This is a genomic window from Ignatzschineria sp. PL_is040, from assembly GCF_055813795.1.
Genome location: NZ_JBVPGU010000004.1, coordinates 64241 through 81094, shown reverse-complemented (window position 1 = coordinate 81094; position 16854 = coordinate 64241). Strand labels below are relative to the sequence as shown.

14 protein-coding genes are annotated in these 16854 nt (G+C 43.1%); all 14 read left to right on the top strand.

All coding sequences use genetic code 11. The annotated features are described in order from the left end of the window. Nucleotides 1-324: 324 nt before the first annotated feature. The 14 genes from accD (at nt 325) to AC0SAP_RS06815 (ending at nt 16713) form a co-directional block, all read left to right on the top strand. Nucleotides 325-1194, top strand: a complete 870-nt coding sequence (gene accD / locus AC0SAP_RS06880) for an acetyl-CoA carboxylase, carboxyltransferase subunit beta (RefSeq protein WP_473383579.1) — start codon at nt 325-327, stop codon at nt 1192-1194. A gap of 387 nt (nt 1195-1581) precedes the next feature. Next, the gene (locus AC0SAP_RS06875; RefSeq protein ID WP_473383578.1) at nt 1582-2889 is read left to right on the top strand and encodes a bifunctional folylpolyglutamate synthase/dihydrofolate synthase; all 1308 of its coding nucleotides are present in this window, start codon (nt 1582-1584) and stop codon (nt 2887-2889) included. Next, nucleotides 2882-3613, top strand: a complete 732-nt coding sequence (locus AC0SAP_RS06870) for an SPOR domain-containing protein (protein ID WP_473383576.1) — start codon at nt 2882-2884, stop codon at nt 3611-3613. Before AC0SAP_RS06875 ends, AC0SAP_RS06870 begins: the two co-directional genes overlap by 8 nt. A gap of 141 nt (nt 3614-3754) precedes the next feature. Beyond that, a complete protein-coding gene (locus AC0SAP_RS06865) occupies nt 3755-4399 on the top strand; it encodes a CvpA family protein (protein WP_157957419.1) in 645 nt (214 codons plus the stop codon). Further along, nucleotides 4392-5081, top strand: a complete 690-nt coding sequence (gene ubiG / locus AC0SAP_RS06860) for a bifunctional 2-polyprenyl-6-hydroxyphenol methylase/3-demethylubiquinol 3-O-methyltransferase UbiG (RefSeq protein WP_473383575.1) — start codon at nt 4392-4394, stop codon at nt 5079-5081. Before AC0SAP_RS06865 ends, ubiG begins: the two co-directional genes overlap by 8 nt. A 139-nt stretch (nt 5082-5220) precedes the next feature. Then, a complete protein-coding gene (locus tag AC0SAP_RS06855) occupies nt 5221-5943 on the top strand; it encodes an SDR family NAD(P)-dependent oxidoreductase (protein ID WP_286481633.1) in 723 nt (240 codons plus the stop codon). An 84-nt stretch (nt 5944-6027) separates the two neighbouring features. Further along, a complete protein-coding gene (locus AC0SAP_RS06850) occupies nt 6028-7596 on the top strand; it encodes a M16 family metallopeptidase (RefSeq protein WP_473383573.1) in 1569 nt (522 codons plus the stop codon). Nucleotides 7597-7631: 35 nt separating this feature from the next. After that, on the top strand, nt 7632-8978 hold the full coding sequence (locus tag AC0SAP_RS06845; RefSeq protein WP_473383572.1) for a M16 family metallopeptidase: 1347 nt from the start codon (nt 7632-7634) through the stop codon (nt 8976-8978). Nucleotides 8979-9324: 346 nt separating this feature from the next. Beyond that, nucleotides 9325-11280 carry an ATP-dependent DNA helicase gene (locus tag AC0SAP_RS06840; protein ID WP_094567895.1) on the top strand — a complete coding sequence of 652 codons (1956 nt, stop codon included), beginning with the start codon at nt 9325-9327 and terminating at the stop codon, nt 11278-11280. A 115-nt stretch (nt 11281-11395) separates the two neighbouring features. Then, nucleotides 11396-11998, top strand: coding sequence for a glycerol-3-phosphate 1-O-acyltransferase PlsY (gene plsY, locus AC0SAP_RS06835; RefSeq protein WP_094567896.1), 603 nt, complete (start codon nt 11396-11398; stop codon nt 11996-11998). 151 nt (nt 11999-12149) lie between these two features. Then, a complete protein-coding gene (rluB, locus tag AC0SAP_RS06830) occupies nt 12150-13682 on the top strand; it encodes a 23S rRNA pseudouridine(2605) synthase RluB (protein WP_473383570.1) in 1533 nt (510 codons plus the stop codon). A 368-nt stretch (nt 13683-14050) separates the two neighbouring features. Further along, on the top strand, nt 14051-14995 hold the full coding sequence (locus AC0SAP_RS06825) for an ABC transporter ATP-binding protein (RefSeq protein WP_473383569.1): 945 nt from the start codon (nt 14051-14053) through the stop codon (nt 14993-14995). Continuing rightward, a complete protein-coding gene (locus AC0SAP_RS06820) occupies nt 14988-15761 on the top strand; it encodes an ABC transporter permease (RefSeq protein WP_473383567.1) in 774 nt (257 codons plus the stop codon). Before AC0SAP_RS06825 ends, AC0SAP_RS06820 begins: the two co-directional genes overlap by 8 nt. Nucleotides 15762-15930: 169 nt before the next feature. Then, complete coding sequence (locus AC0SAP_RS06815) at nt 15931-16713, top strand: MlaA family lipoprotein (protein ID WP_473383566.1); 783 nt, start codon at nt 15931-15933, stop codon at nt 16711-16713. Nucleotides 16714-16854: the final 141 nt, after the last annotated feature.

The following is a 16854-nucleotide window of genomic DNA, read 5'->3' as shown; positions in this document are numbered from 1 at the left end:
ATATCTTCAACCTTAAATTAGCACTAAATTCGTACAGATTATAACGGATCAAAATTCCATTTACGAGCATTGATTGATTGCTGTGACTATTTCTATCGAATATCGTCCTGCGATTGCGTGGGATGCTTTTGAGGTGAGCTTCCTAACAACGGCCGAAAATCCTCATTGGCTATTTTGCTGTTTTATGAGAAAATTGAGTATTGACCTCGAAATTTTCATATTTCGAAACCTAACACATTGATGAGCATAAGCGAAAATCTCAAGGTAGAACCGCTTATGCTTCGACGATACTAAAGAATATATTAAAAAAAGGATGGTTATAGAATGAACTGGTTTGAGCGTATAATTCCAATGATCCGCACAACGAAGAAGGAGAATACAGTTCCTGAAGGTGTCTGGGCTAAATGCCGTTCTTGCGATGCCATTCTCTATCAACAAGAGCTTGCGGCAAACCTTGAAGTCTGCCCTAAATGTAATGCTCACATGCGCATCGATCCTCGTACAAGATTAATAGCATTTTTAGATAAAGACTCAACAACTGAAATTGGTGCCGATATCGAATCAGTTGATTTCTTAAACTTTAAAGATAGCCGTCGCTACCGTGATCGCCTTCTTGATGCTCAAAAATCAACAGGTGAGACAGAAGCATTAATCGCAATGTCGGGCACACTTAAAGGTATGCCGATTGTTGCCGCTTCTTTTAACTTCAACTTCATGGGCGGATCGATGGGATCCGTTGTAGGTGAACGTTTTATCCGTGCGGTGAATCATAGTCTTGAACATAAAGTTCCCTTAGTCTGCTTTATGACAAGTGGTGGTGCGCGTATGCAAGAAGGTTTAACTTCATTGATGCAGATGGCAAAAACATCAGCAGGCATTGCGCGCCTTAATGAAGAGCACTTACCCTTTATCTCTGTTTTAACAGACCCTACATTTGGTGGTGTCTCTGCTAGTTTAGCGATGTTAGGAGATATCAATATTGCTGAACCTTATGCGTTGATCGGCTTTGCAGGTCCTCGTGTTATTGAACAGACCGTTCGTGAAAAACTCCCTGAAGGCTTCCAACGCTCTGAATTCCTCCTTGAAAAAGGGGCAATCGATATGATCATTGATCGTAGAGAGCTTCGCAATGAGATTGCAAGCCTCCTTGCAAAACTGACTCATCAAGGAAAACCTTTGGAAGAAGTAGGTTAATTGCGTTAACACAACTCAATTAAATTCACTCAATAAATAGACTCAATGGAATCTCCCCAAAACGGATAATCATATTTCCCAATAATGCTTCAAGCGCTATCGATCATTGAACAACAACCGATATCAGCGAAAGAGGTTATTGGGAATATAACTGTTTCAGATATTACTGTTTCAGATATCACTTTGGGTCATTACTTAAGATACCGCTTTAGATATTGACTCAGATATCTTTAAAGAAATGATGAGAGATGATCGATCTTTACTTCACTCTGATTTCTTTGAGTCCTTGAATTTTTCTTGGATCTCTCCTGGATATTTCTTGGATATATCCTGGATTTGTTTATCACTTAATCGCTTATCAGATTCTATTTAAGGGCAGAGATGACCATGGCTTCGAATCGTTCCCTTCAATCTTGGCTAACCTACTTAGAGGCCATACATCCTCTTTCGATGGATTTTAAATTAGAACGCATTAAAAATGTTCTAAAAAACCTCAATCTCGGCAAAATAGCGCCCCTGATCATTACCGTTGCCGGCACCAATGGAAAAGGTTCAACCTCCACAACAATTGCGAACCTCTATCATGCTGCCGAGAAGCGCGTTGGACTCTTCACCTCTCCCCATATTTGGCGCTTTAATGAACGGATCCGCATCAACTTAGAAGAGGCGGAGGATCATGATATTATCGCCGCCTTTGAGGCAATTGAGGCTGCCCGTGGCGATATCACTCTCACCTACTTTGAATTTGCAACATTAGCTGCATTCTATCTCTTTAAGGAGAAGCAGGTTGAAGTTGCCGTTCTTGAGGTGGGATTAGGCGGTAGGCTCGATTCAACAAATATCATTGATGCCGATATCGCGGTGATCACCCCTATTGGTATCGATCATACTGCGCAACTCGGGAATACCATTGAAGAGATCGCTCGAGAGAAAGCCGGCATTATCAAAACGCATGCACAGGTCATTACTGCAGAAACAGCACCGAATATCTCGATCTTAACCCAAGTAAAAGAGATGGAGGCAACACTCTACCAAAATGGGCGAGACTTTCACTATCAACGCCTCGAATCTGGCGAATTTAGCTATCAGTTTAAAGAGGAAGCGCGCCTTACTTTGCCGGCACCTAAACTAAAAGGTCTCCATCAATATCAGAATGCGGCAACAGCAATTACCGCGCTCTATCTCGGTGCTGAAAAACTGAAGATCACACCAACAGAAGAGAGTATCGCTAAGGGCTTAAGAGCTGTAACATTAGAGGGGCGCTTTCAGCAACTCACAAGAGCTAATAGCCCAACAATCTATCTTGATGTGACACATAACCCTCAAGGAGCGCATGTGTTAAAATCATTAATTGCGGATCTTCGATCTGAAAAGGGGGAGGATTTTGAGATTATCGCCCTTTTAGGAATGTTAAAAGATAAAGACTCCGTAGCATTAGCAACTCCCCTTAAAGATTCGATTCAATCATGGGTTACGGCAACAATCGATGATTGTGAACGCGGTCAATCAGGAGAAGCTTTGGCAACAAAGATTCAACCTATTATTCAACAAACTATTCTTGTGGCACCCTCTATCGCGACAGGTTGCCAACAGGTGCTAGAAATGGCACGGCCACAAGATATTATTATTGTTTTTGGCTCATTTCATATGATGGCAGATAGCCTCAACTGGTTTAAAGAGAATCAATATGTCTAATACGCTAACAAAATCGCTATTACAACGTCTTATCGGTGGGATATTTCTTCTCGCTCTTGTCGGGCTCATTGCTGTACTGTTATTGCAACCTTCAGATAAACTTCCAACGACAACACCACAAGCTAATAACGTGCAGAAGCCGGCAATTAGCATCACTTCTACAGGGAAAAAAGAGCCGCAAGAGATCGCTCCGCCCATTATTTTAGAGAGTCAATCAGGTAAAGAGATTGTCAGCAATGCACCGGGAGATATTGTGGGTGAAGAGCTATGGCAGAGTGTTGAACAAGGTCATCAGATCAAAGAAGAGAATGCGATTATTTTAGCAAGCATCGAACCGCCTAAAGTAACCCCTCTTCCTCAAAAAGAGATTGAGAAACCAAAAGTAACCCCAAAAAAAGAGCCGGCGATGCCCAAAATTGAATTGATCGCCGATAGCGAAAAGAGCGCAGCAAAGGCGCCACAAAAAACGCAACCGGTCCAACAAGCTCCTAAAGCAACAGCACAAGGCCATTGGTATGTGCAACTAGGTGCTTTTGGCAACAGTGCCAATGCACAAAAACTGATGAATGAATTTAAGCAGAAAGGCTATAACGTCCGCATCTTAAGAGATAACAAGTTAAATCGTGTTCAAATTGGTCCTTATGCTACCAAAAAAGAGGCGGAGCAAGTACAATCTCGTACAAGGAGCGGATCATTAAAGCCCTCTGTTGTACAGGCTAAATAAACCAACGCAGAATCATGCAATATGCATCTTCCTTCTTTTTAAAAAAGAGACCTTCAAAGAGCGATCTTTTTCAAAAGAGTGAAGGATCAGTATCAGCACTATCTGCCCATAAAAAAACAGTTAGACTAGGAGCTCATTAACGTGGATATATCAACCATTATTGATGCCGTTATTATTGCCATCATCGCTATTTCAGTCATTGTGGCATTCTTTAGAGGCTTTATCTCAGAAGCGCTCTCATTGATCGTCTGGGTATTAGCATTTATGGGAGCCGTCTTCTACTATCAAGATGTCGGCAAGATGCTCCCTAATCTCTTTGGTGGCAGCGCCAATGCTTTAAGTGGTGATGAGTCGATCTTTGGCGATCTTATCAGCTTTGCAATCACCTTTATTGCCCTACTGATTATCTTAGGTTTAGTCAATCTTCTTATCACTTTTGTACTGCGAAAATTGAGTATCTCATGGCCTGATCGCCTCCTTGGTACGATCTTTGGTCTTTTAAGAGGGATCTTTATTGTTGCCGTTATCTCCCTTTTTATTATTGAATCGCCTTTTAAAGAGAGTGAGTATTGGAAAAATGCGAAATTTTCCGGCATGGCCTCTTCTTGGGCGGAAACACTAGCATCAATGATTCCTGAGAATTTTTTAGAGAGCATTAACACCACTGTGATTGAGCCCGCCAAAGGGGCCGCTCAGCAAAATAGCAATAGCATAAAAGAGGCTGCGCAAAAAGCAGCGATCGAACAGATGACGCGCCTACGCGAGGAGGCTACCCGTAATGAGTAATGTATCACACGAAGAAATTGAGAAGTTTAACGATCAAGATTGGTGGAATCGTGAAGGAGAATTAAAGACTCTTCATGACATCAACCCTACCCGTTTTGAGTTTATTGAGCAATTTGTTGATCTTGCCGGCATTAAAGCACTCGATATCGGCTGTGGTGGCGGCATCATCGCTGAAGGTTTAGCAAAACGACATGCCAAAACGACCGGCATCGATATGGCACCTAATGCCATTGCTGTCGCTAAAGCGCATGCGAAAGAGAATCATCTTAAGATCGATTATCGAGTAATCACGGCTGAAGAATTTGCCGAAGAGCATCATGAATCTTTTGATCTCATCACCTGTCTTGAGATGCTCGAACATGTCCCTACCCCAAGCGCTATTATTGAAGCTGCAAGCAAAATGTTAAAACCAGGTGGGCATATCTTCTTCTCAACCATCAATCGCACCTTAAAATCGAGAGCCTTAGCGCTCTTCGCCGCAGAGAACATCCTACGTATTGTTCCAAAGGGAACCCATGACTATAACAAGCTCATTACCCCTTTAGAGCTCTATGAGATGTGTGAAAGCTATGGTTTAACCGTCAAAAAGATTGAAGGGATGAACTATAACCCCTTCACACGTGTCGCAACTCTGACCGATGATGTAAGTATGAATTATCTGCTCTATGCAACGAAAGCGTAACTCATCATTGGTGAGAAAGATGACCGCATCTTGAAAGTTGCAATAGCGCTAATACCGAACGCTAAAATTAAATCAGGTAACAATTTAATAAGAGATTTAATCAAGAGATTTAATCAAGGGATTTAATAAGGATTTTTATATGTCAAAACCATTAACAGGTCGTGTCATTTTAGTCACAGGAGCCTCCGGCGCAATTGGGAAAGAATCAGCACTTCGTCTCGCTGATTTAGGTGCGACCATTATCCTCATGGGCCGAAAAGAGGAGAAGCTCAATCCCATCTATGACATTATTGTCAACCGAGGGGGAGCAGAACCTGCTATTGTGGCAATGGACTTTCTAAAAGTAGAAGATCTCGATTACTACAATCTTGCTCAAAACTTAGCGTTAGAGTTTGGAAAGCTCGATGGTATTGTGCATGCGGCAATCAATCTCGGTTACTTAACCCCCCTTGCCCATACCAGCCCTGAAAAATGGCATCATGGGCTCAATATTACTCTCAACGCACCCTACTTCCTAACACATGCCATGTTGCCACTTCTTGATCAATCAGATCGTGCTTCTGTCATCTTCTTTACCCATGATGAGGTTGCCAAAGGGGATCGTGCCTATTGGGGGAGCTATGCCATTGCTAAAGCAGGGTTAGAGACCATGATGAAGATCTTTGCACTTGAGAATGAGTCAGAAAAGAAGATCGCCTTCAACTCGATCGATCCTGTCTGCATCAACTCTGCCCTTCGAATGAGTGTTATGCCGGAAGGAGCGCCTAATCCTAAAGAGTTGCGCAAGGTGATCGATCTTGTATGGCAACTTAATGATCCCGAACAACCCTTTGTAACAGGAACAACCTTAACCGTTGAGTAAATAGTGTTGCAGTGTTGGGCAATCTGCCCACCCCATCAATCATCAATCTCAATTTTTAATCCAATCTTCTATTAGGAGGAGACGATGCAAAAAATACACCCTCTCAAAAAAGCGGCAACTCTCTTTATTGCCGCTTTTTCTTTTTCCTCCATCATCGCTGTGGCAGAGATAACCCCAGAAAAAATCACCATTATCGATAATACCTATGAAACCGAACTCGATAATGGATTGAAGGTGATTGTTAGAGCCGATCATCGTGCACCGGTTGTCACTTCGATGGTCTGGTATAAAGTAGGATCGGTAGATGAACCCCGTGGTTTAGGCGGCATCTCCCATATGTTAGAGCATATGATGTTCAAAGGAACCGACACTTTAGGCCCTAATGAACATTCGATGATTATTGCTAATCTTGGTGGACGAGATAATGCTTTTACCTCTACTGACTATACCGCCTACTTTGAAAATCTGCCGGCATGGGAGCTTGAAACAGCGCTCAAATTAGAAGCTGATCGCATGCAAAATTTAGAGTTACGCGCTGAAGATTTTGCCCCCGAGCGACTTGTTGTTGCAGAAGAGCGTCGTCAACGCACCGATAGCAATCCTCAAGCACAACTCTATGAAGCTTTTAATGCGAATCTCTTTACCACAAGTGCATATCGTAATCCGGTGATCGGTTGGATGCCGGAGATTGAAGGATGGACCTTAGAAGATCTTGCGAACTGGTATCAACAATTTTACGCTCCCAATAATGCAACGGTAGTGATTGTCGGCGATGTGGATCCAGAAAAAACGATCGCACTTGTTGAGCAATATTTTGGAGAGATTCCACCGAGTGAAAATATTACTCGTCCTTACAACTTTGAAGTTGCACAACAGGGCGAGAAGCGGATCGACCTTGCGATTCCCGCTAATATGCCCCTTCTCTTTATGGGGTATAAAGTCCCTAGTATCAATGAAATTGATGCCACAGAGAATCAAGAGGCCGATGCTCTTCTCCTTGCCTCACTCATTTTAGATGGTACCTCCTCATCTCGCCTTCCTAAGCGTTTAGTCCGCGATGAGCAGATCGCCTTAGAAGCAGGTAGCTACTACAACTATGGAGCGCGCTATACAACACCCTTCACCTTTGTAGCGGTTCCGGCAGAAGGGATCTCTCTTGCACAAATAGAACAGGCCTTAAAAGAGGAGATTGCGCTTCTTCAAAATGAATTAGCCTCAGAAGAGGAGATTGAACGCATTATTGGCCTCTATGAAGCAGGTAATATCTACAGTAAAGATTCTGTTGCATCCCAAGCGATGTTAATTGGACAAGCAGAGACAACAGGTGAAGGTTGGCAAAATGCAGAGAATCGTGTTGAGCGTCTCAAAAAGGTAACACCAGAGATGATTCGACAAGTAGCCCAAAAATATCTCAATGAGGAGCAAGCCACGATCGCAACGCTCCATCCGCAACAAACGACGATCAAAAACTCGCCAGCAAAGAGAGATGAGATATCCAATGTAGAGATATCCGATGTAGAGACATCTGATAGGGCGATATCTGACGGGGCGACGCCTGACAGGGAGATCGACATTAAAACGGTCGAGAGCGCTGAAGAGAATTCACCTTCAGAGAAGAGCAATACTCAAGAGACTCAAGAGACCGCTATCTAATGCTGCTTCAGAAAGGAATGATAATGAGAAAGATTATGAGAAAGTTAATAACAACCCTCCTCGTCACAGTTGCGCTTTTTAGCACCGTAATCGCGCAGGCTGCAACTAATGTTGAGACTTGGCGTACCGATGAAGGTGCTGAAGTCTACTACCTTCATGCACCTGAAATTCCGATGGTGGATCTAATCCTCTCACTAGAGGCGGGATCGATTCGTGAAGGCGATAGCTATGGTTTAGCAGCAATGACTGCCAATATGGTCACCTCTGGAACACAATCGCTCGATGAGGAGGCGCTCCTATTAAAACTCGATCAGTTACAGAGTTCGATAGACGCTTCAAGCTCTACTTACCACACTCTCTTCTCGCTTCGCTCATTGAGTCGCGAGCAACAATTTAACTCAACATTAGAGATTCTCTATGAGATGCTGCAATCTCCCCGCTTTGATGAAAAAGTCTTCAAAAGAGAGGTTGCTCAAGCAATTGATAGCCAAAAAGCGCGCCTTGATAATCCATCTGCGATTGCAAATGAGCTCTACTACGCGGCGCTCTATCCTAATAGCGTGATTGGTGCAACATCAGAGATGTTACAAAATGCTCTTGCAAAAATGCGTCTAGGTGATGTGAAAGCATTCCAAGAGCAATATTACGATGCGCATGGTGCAAAAATCATCTTTGTAGGAGATCTCTCTCAAGAAGATGCGAAAAAAATTGCTGCTAAAATTAGTCAAATTTTAGGGTCAGGCGAAATTCATCCGGCAATGGCACAGATCGAACCCGTCACTATGGATCTCACCTATGAGCAATATTACAATAGCCCGCAGACGCAAGTGATGATGGGGCAGCCCGCTATCGATCGTTTTAGCCCCGATTATCTCCCTTTAATGATCGGCAACCATCTTTTAGGTGGCAGTGGCTTAACTTCGCTCTTGATGACCACAATTCGAGAAAAAGAGGGGTTAACGTATGGTATCTATAGCCGTTTTGCACCCAATTTTTACGAAGGTCCCTTCACAATTAGCTTCTCTACCAAAAATGAGAGCGTTGAAGATGCCATTACCCAAACGAAAGCGGTCGTCAATCAATTTATCAATGAAGGTCCGGATTCAGAGCTATTAGAGCGTGCCAAAAATAATTATATCGGCTCTTTAGTTCTCGATCTCGATAGTAATCTTAAGTTAGCCTATGCCATCTTAAATCTTGCAACTTATGGCTTACCGCTCGATTATTATGAGACTTTACCAGAAAAAGTGAGAGCAATTACACCTAAAGAGATCCAGGAAGCCTTTAAACGTCATGTCAACCCCCAGGAGATGACCACTGTGATCGTCGGTGGATATGTCGCTCCCGATAAAGAGACAAGAAAACCCTTTAACGACCAGTAATATTGAGGCTTTAGAGGGTTTTTATTAACAAAATAGGGTTATCCCCTCTTATCCCCACAAGCTGTGGATAAGTTTTGGGATAGCCCTATTATATTGTTAACCCTCCCCATAAGAATGCGCCTCTCGGAAATTGAGCAATAATAGCTCAGCACAAAGAGTAACATTGTTCTATATTGATTAGTTCCCCCCTAATATTTACCTTCACATCTTCTCTCTCTGCATGGTGCTATCCCAATCGCTCGATTGAACTTCTCCCCTTTGATAACTACCTCCCGCTTCCCAGAAAAAAACGTTACAATAGTTTCCTCTTATCCTCAGATCAAACCTACGGTAGAGTCAAAATCTTATGAATAGAGATCATATTACCCAATTTTTCGCCCAAGATGGGGCATTAAGCCGCGTGATTGATGGCTATCAGCCTCGTGATGAGCAGATTGAGATGGCAGAAGCGATTGCACTTGCCATTGAGGAGCAAGATACTCTAATCGTCGAAGCGGGAACGGGAACGGGGAAAACTTTTGCCTATCTCGTCCCTGCACTTCTCTCTAAAAAGAAGACCCTCATCTCTACTGGAACGAAGCATCTTCAAGATCAGCTCTATGAGAAGGATATTCCACTCCTTAAAAAGGTGATTAAACACCCTATCTCCACTGCTCTCTTAAAAGGACGCAGTAACTATCTCTGTCTCTATCGAACAAAGACACTACGCGCACGCGGTCGCTTTGAGAATAAGAAGCAAGTTGAACAATTTTTCCGAATTGAGCGTTTCTCCCAACAAGATCCTATCGGCGATATCACGCAGCTCTCCGGCATTACAGAGAATGAATTATGGTCTCAAGTCACTTCAACCACTGAAAACTGCCTCCATAATGAATGTCCTGACTATGAGGAGTGCTTTGTCTTTAAAGCGCGTAAAAAAGCGATGGACTCAGATATCGTCGTTATCAATCATCATCTCCTTTGTGCCGATTTGGCACTGAAACAGGATGGTTTTGGGGAGCTTCTTCCCGAAGCGGACATTATAATTATCGATGAAGCCCATCAACTTGCAGAGACTGCCGGACTCTTCTTTAGTACCCAGATCTCTACGAAACAATTTCATGATTGGATTGATGATCTCAATAAAGCCATTGCGGTCGATGCTCCCGATTTCAGTGGTCACGATACCGCTGCGGATGCGCTCTTTAAAGCACTTACTGAACTGCGTAAAGCACTGCCACAATATAATCAGCGTTATGCTTTAACTGAGTTTTCAGATAATCCCATCATTACCAATCTCTACCAAGAGATCTATGAGATTCTTAAAACATTATTACAGATTGTTGATCCTCTCAAAGTTCGGGCACAGATCTTTGCTAAACTGATCGATCGCTTAGAAGAGCTAACAATGACCTGGAAAATTCTCCTTTTAAGTGAGAAGACCCCTGATTCTATCAATGCGATTAACTGGCTTGAGACCTACACATTCAATATTACATTTCATTCGACGCCACTCGATATCTCTGAACAGTTTCGAAAAAATAGTGGTCTACTCAATGCTAGCTGGATCTTCACCTCAGCAACATTAGCGGTCAAAGATGATTTTAGCTATTTTTGCCGCCCATTAGGTTTATCGAAAAAGAATACGCTCAAGTTAGAGAGCCCTTTCGATTATCCTCGAACCTCCCTGCTCTACCATCCTGATCATCTTCCACTACCGAGCGATCCACGCTTTCTCCCAGAGATGATCGATGCCATTATTCCCATTTTAGAGGTCACTAAAGGGCGAGCATTTATTCTCTTTACAAGCTACCGAGCACTCAATGAAGCGAAAGAGCTATTAGGTCGCAAGACCGATTATCCTCTTTTTGTACAGGGTGATCTCCCTAAAATGCAACTAATTGAGGAGTTTAAAGAGTCCGGCAATGGTGTTCTTTTAGGAACAATGAGCTTCTGGGAAGGGGTCGATGTGAAAGGCGATGCCCTCTCCTGCGTTATTATTGAGAAATTCCCCTTCGCCTCTCCCGGTGATCCCATTGAGCAAGCAAAGATGGATCTCATTCGTGAACAAGGTTATGATCCTTTCAATACTTATCAGCTTCCCAAAGCAATTATTGCGCTCAAACAGGGAGTTGGGCGCCTTATTCGAGATCATGATGATTATGGATTACTGGTGATTGCTGATCCCCGCCTCTCTAAGAGTCGCTATGGAAAACGATTCCTCGATAGCCTTCCTCCGATGACAAAAACCTTAAAACCGGAGAGAATCTCCCGATTTTTTGATTATATCGAAAGTAGAGATAAGGATAAAAAAGGAGGGTAAAAAGGAGATTAGAAGAGAGAAAATAGATCAATAGACCAATAAATATTACCGATAGTTATTACTGATATTACCCCATTATCGATATTACCCCCTTTTCCCATAGAGGTTTCATCCCATGAATATCACATTTCTAGGACTCTTCCTGATTGTTGCCGGCTATCTTATCGGCTCACTCTCATCGGCCATTATTCTCTGTAAACTTGCAGGTCTTCCCGACCCTAGAACAGAAGGATCAGGTAATCCCGGCGCAACTAATGTCATGCGCATCGGAGGTAAAAAACTTGCCGCACTAACGCTTTTAGGAGATCTCCTTAAAGGTTTAATTCCGGTCTTGTTAGCAAAAATTTTAGGACAATCTGCGATCGTTATCTCATTGGTTGCCGTTGCTGCCTTTTTAGGACATCTCTACCCGCTCTTTTTCGGTTTTAAAGGGGGTAAAGGGGTTGCTACAGCATTTGGAGCGGTTCTAGGGCTCAATCCATTTGTCGCACTCTGCGCTTTTGGCGTATGGCTACTAATCTTCTTTATTAGCAAAATCTCTTCTCTCTCGGCATTAACAGCGGCAATCTCTGTCCCCTTCTTTCTCTTCTTTTTTAACGCACCAACAGCGATCGTTGGGGCGGTGATCTTTATGGATCTCTTTTTAATCTACCGCCACAAAAGCAATATTGAGCGCCTGTTAAGAGGTGAAGAGGGGAAACTTAAAGCTAAAAAATAGCTCAAACAGCTCTCAAGAGAGGTCAAAATAGAATCAACAGAGAGTGTAAGCGCCAAAGCTGATCGGAGAGAGAAAATGATTACTATAAATCAGCCGCTCTATCGGCTATAATAAGACCTATTTAATTGAAAATTCCTATTTTAAGGACAGCATGAAAGAACGTTTACAGAAAGTTTTAGCGAACCTAGGATTTGGTTCACGCCGGGAGATTGAGGGTTGGATTAGCGAAGGCCGCATTAAGGTGAATGGCGAAGTCGCTGAACTCGGTTGCCAAATAGATGGGACAGAGAGTGTCCACCTAGATGATCGCCGAATTTCTATCGACAAAAGCGAACAAGAGCGCCGTGTCTTAATCTACTACAAACCTGTCGGTGAGATTACAACGCGCCATGACCCTGAAGGTCGCCCCACAATTTTTGAGAGTCTTCCCTCTATTCGCGATGGCCGTTGGATTACGGTAGGACGACTCGATATTAATACACAAGGATTGCTCCTTGTGACCAATGATGGTGAGCTCGCACACCGTTTGATGCACCCCTCTCATGAATTAGAACGTGAATATGCCGTACGTGTGATTGGTGAATTTACCGATGAGATGGCTGACAATATGCGTAATGGTATCGAATTTGAAGATGGAGTCTCCAAATTTGAAGAGATTCTCTGGTCAGGCGGTACAGGTGCAAACTTCTGGTATCACGTCACCGTCAAAGGTGGGAAAAACCGCGAGGTTCGTCGCCTTTGGGAATCCCAAGGTTTGATGGTCTCCCATCTTATCCGTATTCGCTATGGCAATGTGGAGTTACCACCGGGATTACGTGAAGGTCAATTTATCGATATCGACCCAGAAGTCTTAAAAGAGTTAGTTGAATCTGTCGGTCTTGAACATCAACACGTTGTTCTCGATGAAAAGCAAGAGCGTCAAAGAACAAAAGCACGCCGTATCGGTAGTGTTCAGGAGCGCCGTCGTGAATTGAGTCGCAGTCCGCGCCCAAGAAGTGATAAACGTAGTGATCGCGGTGAGCGCAGTAACTTCGGTCGCAGCAATGATCGTTTCGAACGCCGTAATTCATCTAATCGCCCTGATAATCGTGGAGATCGTACCAATCGTGGCGAACGCAGTGATCGCGGTGAGCGTAGTAACTTCGGTCGTAGCAATGATCGTTTCGAGCGCCGTAATGCATCTGATCGCCCTGATAATCGTGGAGATCGTACCAATCGTGGTGATCGCAGTGATCGCGGTGAACGTAGTAACTTCGGTCGTAGCAATGATCGTTTTGAGCGCCGTAATTCATCTGATCGCCCGGATAATCGTGGAGATCGTACCAATCGTGGCGAACGCAATGATCGCGGTGAGCGTAGTAACTTCGGTCGTAGCAATGATCGTTTTGAGCGCCGTAATTCATCTGATCGCCCAGATAATCGTGGAGATCGTACCAATCGTGGCGAACGCAGTGATCGCGGTGAACGTAGTAACTTCGGTCGTAGTGATAACCGTGGCCAGAGAGATGAGCGCGATAATCGTAGCTTTGGATCACAAGATTCGCGTCGCCACAATCGTTCAGAAACACGCTCTTTTAACCGCGATCGCAACGAAGGTCAACGCGGAGCAGGAAGAGGCAGAGATTCTGGTCGAGACTTCAAACGGGATGGGAATCGCGATTCTGACCGCCGATCTCGCTCATAGCCCCAGATAGCGGGAATATCTTATAAAGATCTTTTGCATTGCAGGAGGTCTTTATTTATTTCTAGCGCTCTCTAAGTTTCAAGGTTTTAAATTTCAAGGTTTTAAATTTCAAAGTTTTAAGTTTCAAAGTTTTAAGTTTTGAGAAGAGATCTTAAAAATATCTAATAGAATGATCTCTCAAACATCTACTCACCTATAACAATCGATGAGATAGTGCGATTTTAACCGATAAGCATCAGATCAGTCGCCCTCGATAACAATATTAATATTAGCCTTAGTGTTACTATTAATAGCAAAATTGGTATCAAAATGGGTGTCAAGATCGGTATCAAGATCGCCATCATCGAACAAACTAATGAGGATCGTTTATGTCAACGCCATTAGCACTCAAGATAACAGATCTAAAAAAACAGTATCAAAATGGGAAAATCGCCCTGAAAGGGATCAACTTAGAAGTTAAAGAGGGAGATTTCTTTGCGCTATTAGGACCGAATGGTGCCGGAAAATCCACCACTATCGGTATTATTACCGATCTGGTACAACCTACTTCTGGCCATGTTGAGGTATTTGGGATCGATACCCAAAAAAATCGCAATCTAGCAAAGTCGATGATCGGCTTAGTACCACAAGAATTTAACTTCAATCCCTTTGAACCTTGCGAAGAGATTGTTATCAATCAAGCGGGTTATCTAGGCATTCCTCGCAGTGAGGCAAGAAAACGTACTGCAGAGTTACTCAAATTATTAGATCTTACGGATAAAGCCAAAGTGATGGCGCGAGAACTCTCAGGCGGCATGAAGCGTCGCTTGATGATTGCACGCGCACTGGTCCACAATCCACGTCTTCTGATCCTTGATGAGCCGACTGCCGGCGTTGATATTGAGATTCGCAGACAGACCTGGGAGCTGATGAAACGTGTCAATGCTGCCGGAACAACTATCATTCTGACCACTCACTACTTAGAGGAAGCGGAGCAGATGTGTAAAAATATCGCCATTATCAACCATGGGGAGATTGTTCAACAGAGCTCAATGAGTGCCCTTCTTCGAGAGTTACAATCAGAATCATTTATTCTTGATCTAAGTACGCCGGCAACAGAGCTACCACAAATTCCAGGAATTGAGCTGAAGCTCATCGATCCTATGACCTTAGAAGCAGAGATCACCAAGCCCCATACAATCAATGATCTCTTTATGGGACTCAATACTAAAAATATTAAGATCGATACCATGCGAAATAAAGCAAACCGCTTAGAGGAGCTCTTCCTTCGCATTACCAATGAACCACAAACAACAGGAGCAAAAGATGAGTAACCGCGCTTATTGGATCGCTTTTTATACTATTTTGACAAAAGAGATCTATCGTTTTGTTCGTATCTGGCCACAAACACTGCTTCCGCCACTTATCACAACTATTCTCTACTTCCTCATCTTCGGTAAGGTGATTGGGGATCGTGTTGGTGCAATGGATGGCGTTACTTATGCCCAATTTATCGCACCGGGATTAATTATGATGACGGTGATTAGCAATAGCTATTCCAATGTTGTCTCCTCCTTCTTTAGTGCAAAGTACTCTCACCATATTGAAGAGATGTTAGTGGCACCAGTACCCAATATTGTGATTATTGCCGGATATGTTATGGGGGGCGTTGCCCGAGGATTAGCTGTTGGTGGGATTGTTACCATTGTGGCGCTCTTCTTTATCGATATGAAGATCGATAATATCCTTCTGATGCTACTCATCTTCCTTCTGACCTCACTCGTCTTCTCTCTCGCCGGCTTAATTAATGCTATTTTCGCCCGTAGTTTTGATGATATCTCTATTATCCCGACCTTTATCTTAACCCCCTTAACCTATCTAGGAGGCGTCTTCTACTCAGTCTCTCTCTTACCTGAGTTTTGGCAAAATATCTCCTACTTTAACCCGGTCCTCTATATGGTGAGTGCCTTCCGTTATAGTATTTTAGGAGTTTCCGATATCAATATCTTTACGGCGATTACGCTACTTTTAGGGTTTTTGATCGTTCTCTTTTCAGTCGCTTACTATCTGCTACATAAAGGAACGGGCTTAAAATCATAACAGGATCGATATCGTTTCAAGATGGCAAGTGGTAGAATTATAGATTCGAAATCCTCAATCTTGGAACGATCGCTTCGATATCGATAGATTCTTTTCTATCCTAGGATCTTCAAGATTATATTTACTAACAGATATCTAGAATAACGTTATTCTTATTTGAGACTTTTTTATGAAACATCTAAAACTCCTCTTAACGCTCTCTTGCGCTTGGATTGTGGCGGCATGTGCCGGGAATCCTCCCAATCCTTATGACCCTTATGAAGGTTATAACCGAGCGACTTACGAGTTCAATACCGCTGTCGATAATGCTATTGCGAAACCTGTTGCAAAGGGCTACGTTAAGGTCGTTCCTAAAACAGTTCGTACCGGCGTTAGTAATGCCCTTGAAAACTTAGCAGACACACGTTATACCGTTGTTAACTTAACGCAAGGTGAACCTGTTGCCGCATTAGAGAGTCTCCACCGCTTTGTCTTCAACTCAACCTTTGGTCTTTTAGGTTTAGTGGATGTTACAGAACTCTTTAATCTCCCCCCTAAACAGAAGAATGATATGGGCGTTACTTTTGCCAAGATGGGTTGGGCTAATAGTAACTATTTTGTTGTTCCATTGATTGGTCCATCAACTTCCCGAGATACTGTCGGTGTTGTTGCCGATGTCTTTGCAACTCCTTATGCTTATGCCTTTAATGATTGGGTTAGCCTAGGGGTATTAGTGGCCGGTGGAATCGATCTTCGCAGTAAATTACTCGATGTTGAGTCGGTGACAACAACCGCAGCGCTCGACCCTTATGTCTTCCAACGTGAAGCGTATCTTCAATTTAGAAACCAACAACTTAAAAATCATGGTGTGAAATATATTCAGTCAGCTCATGAACGTGAATCACTCTATGAGGATGATGAGGAAGATGCAGGACTCTCGATTGCAGAGTTAGCGCGTCAACGAAATCAATAGAAAGCATTCTACAAGCTCTTTAGAAGGCGTTTAGTCAATTTAGCCAATTGATTAAGCGCCTTTCATTTTCCGATTTCACTCAAAAACTTTACTTAAAATTTCACTTGAAATTCCACTTAAAAATTTAACTCAAGCGATAAA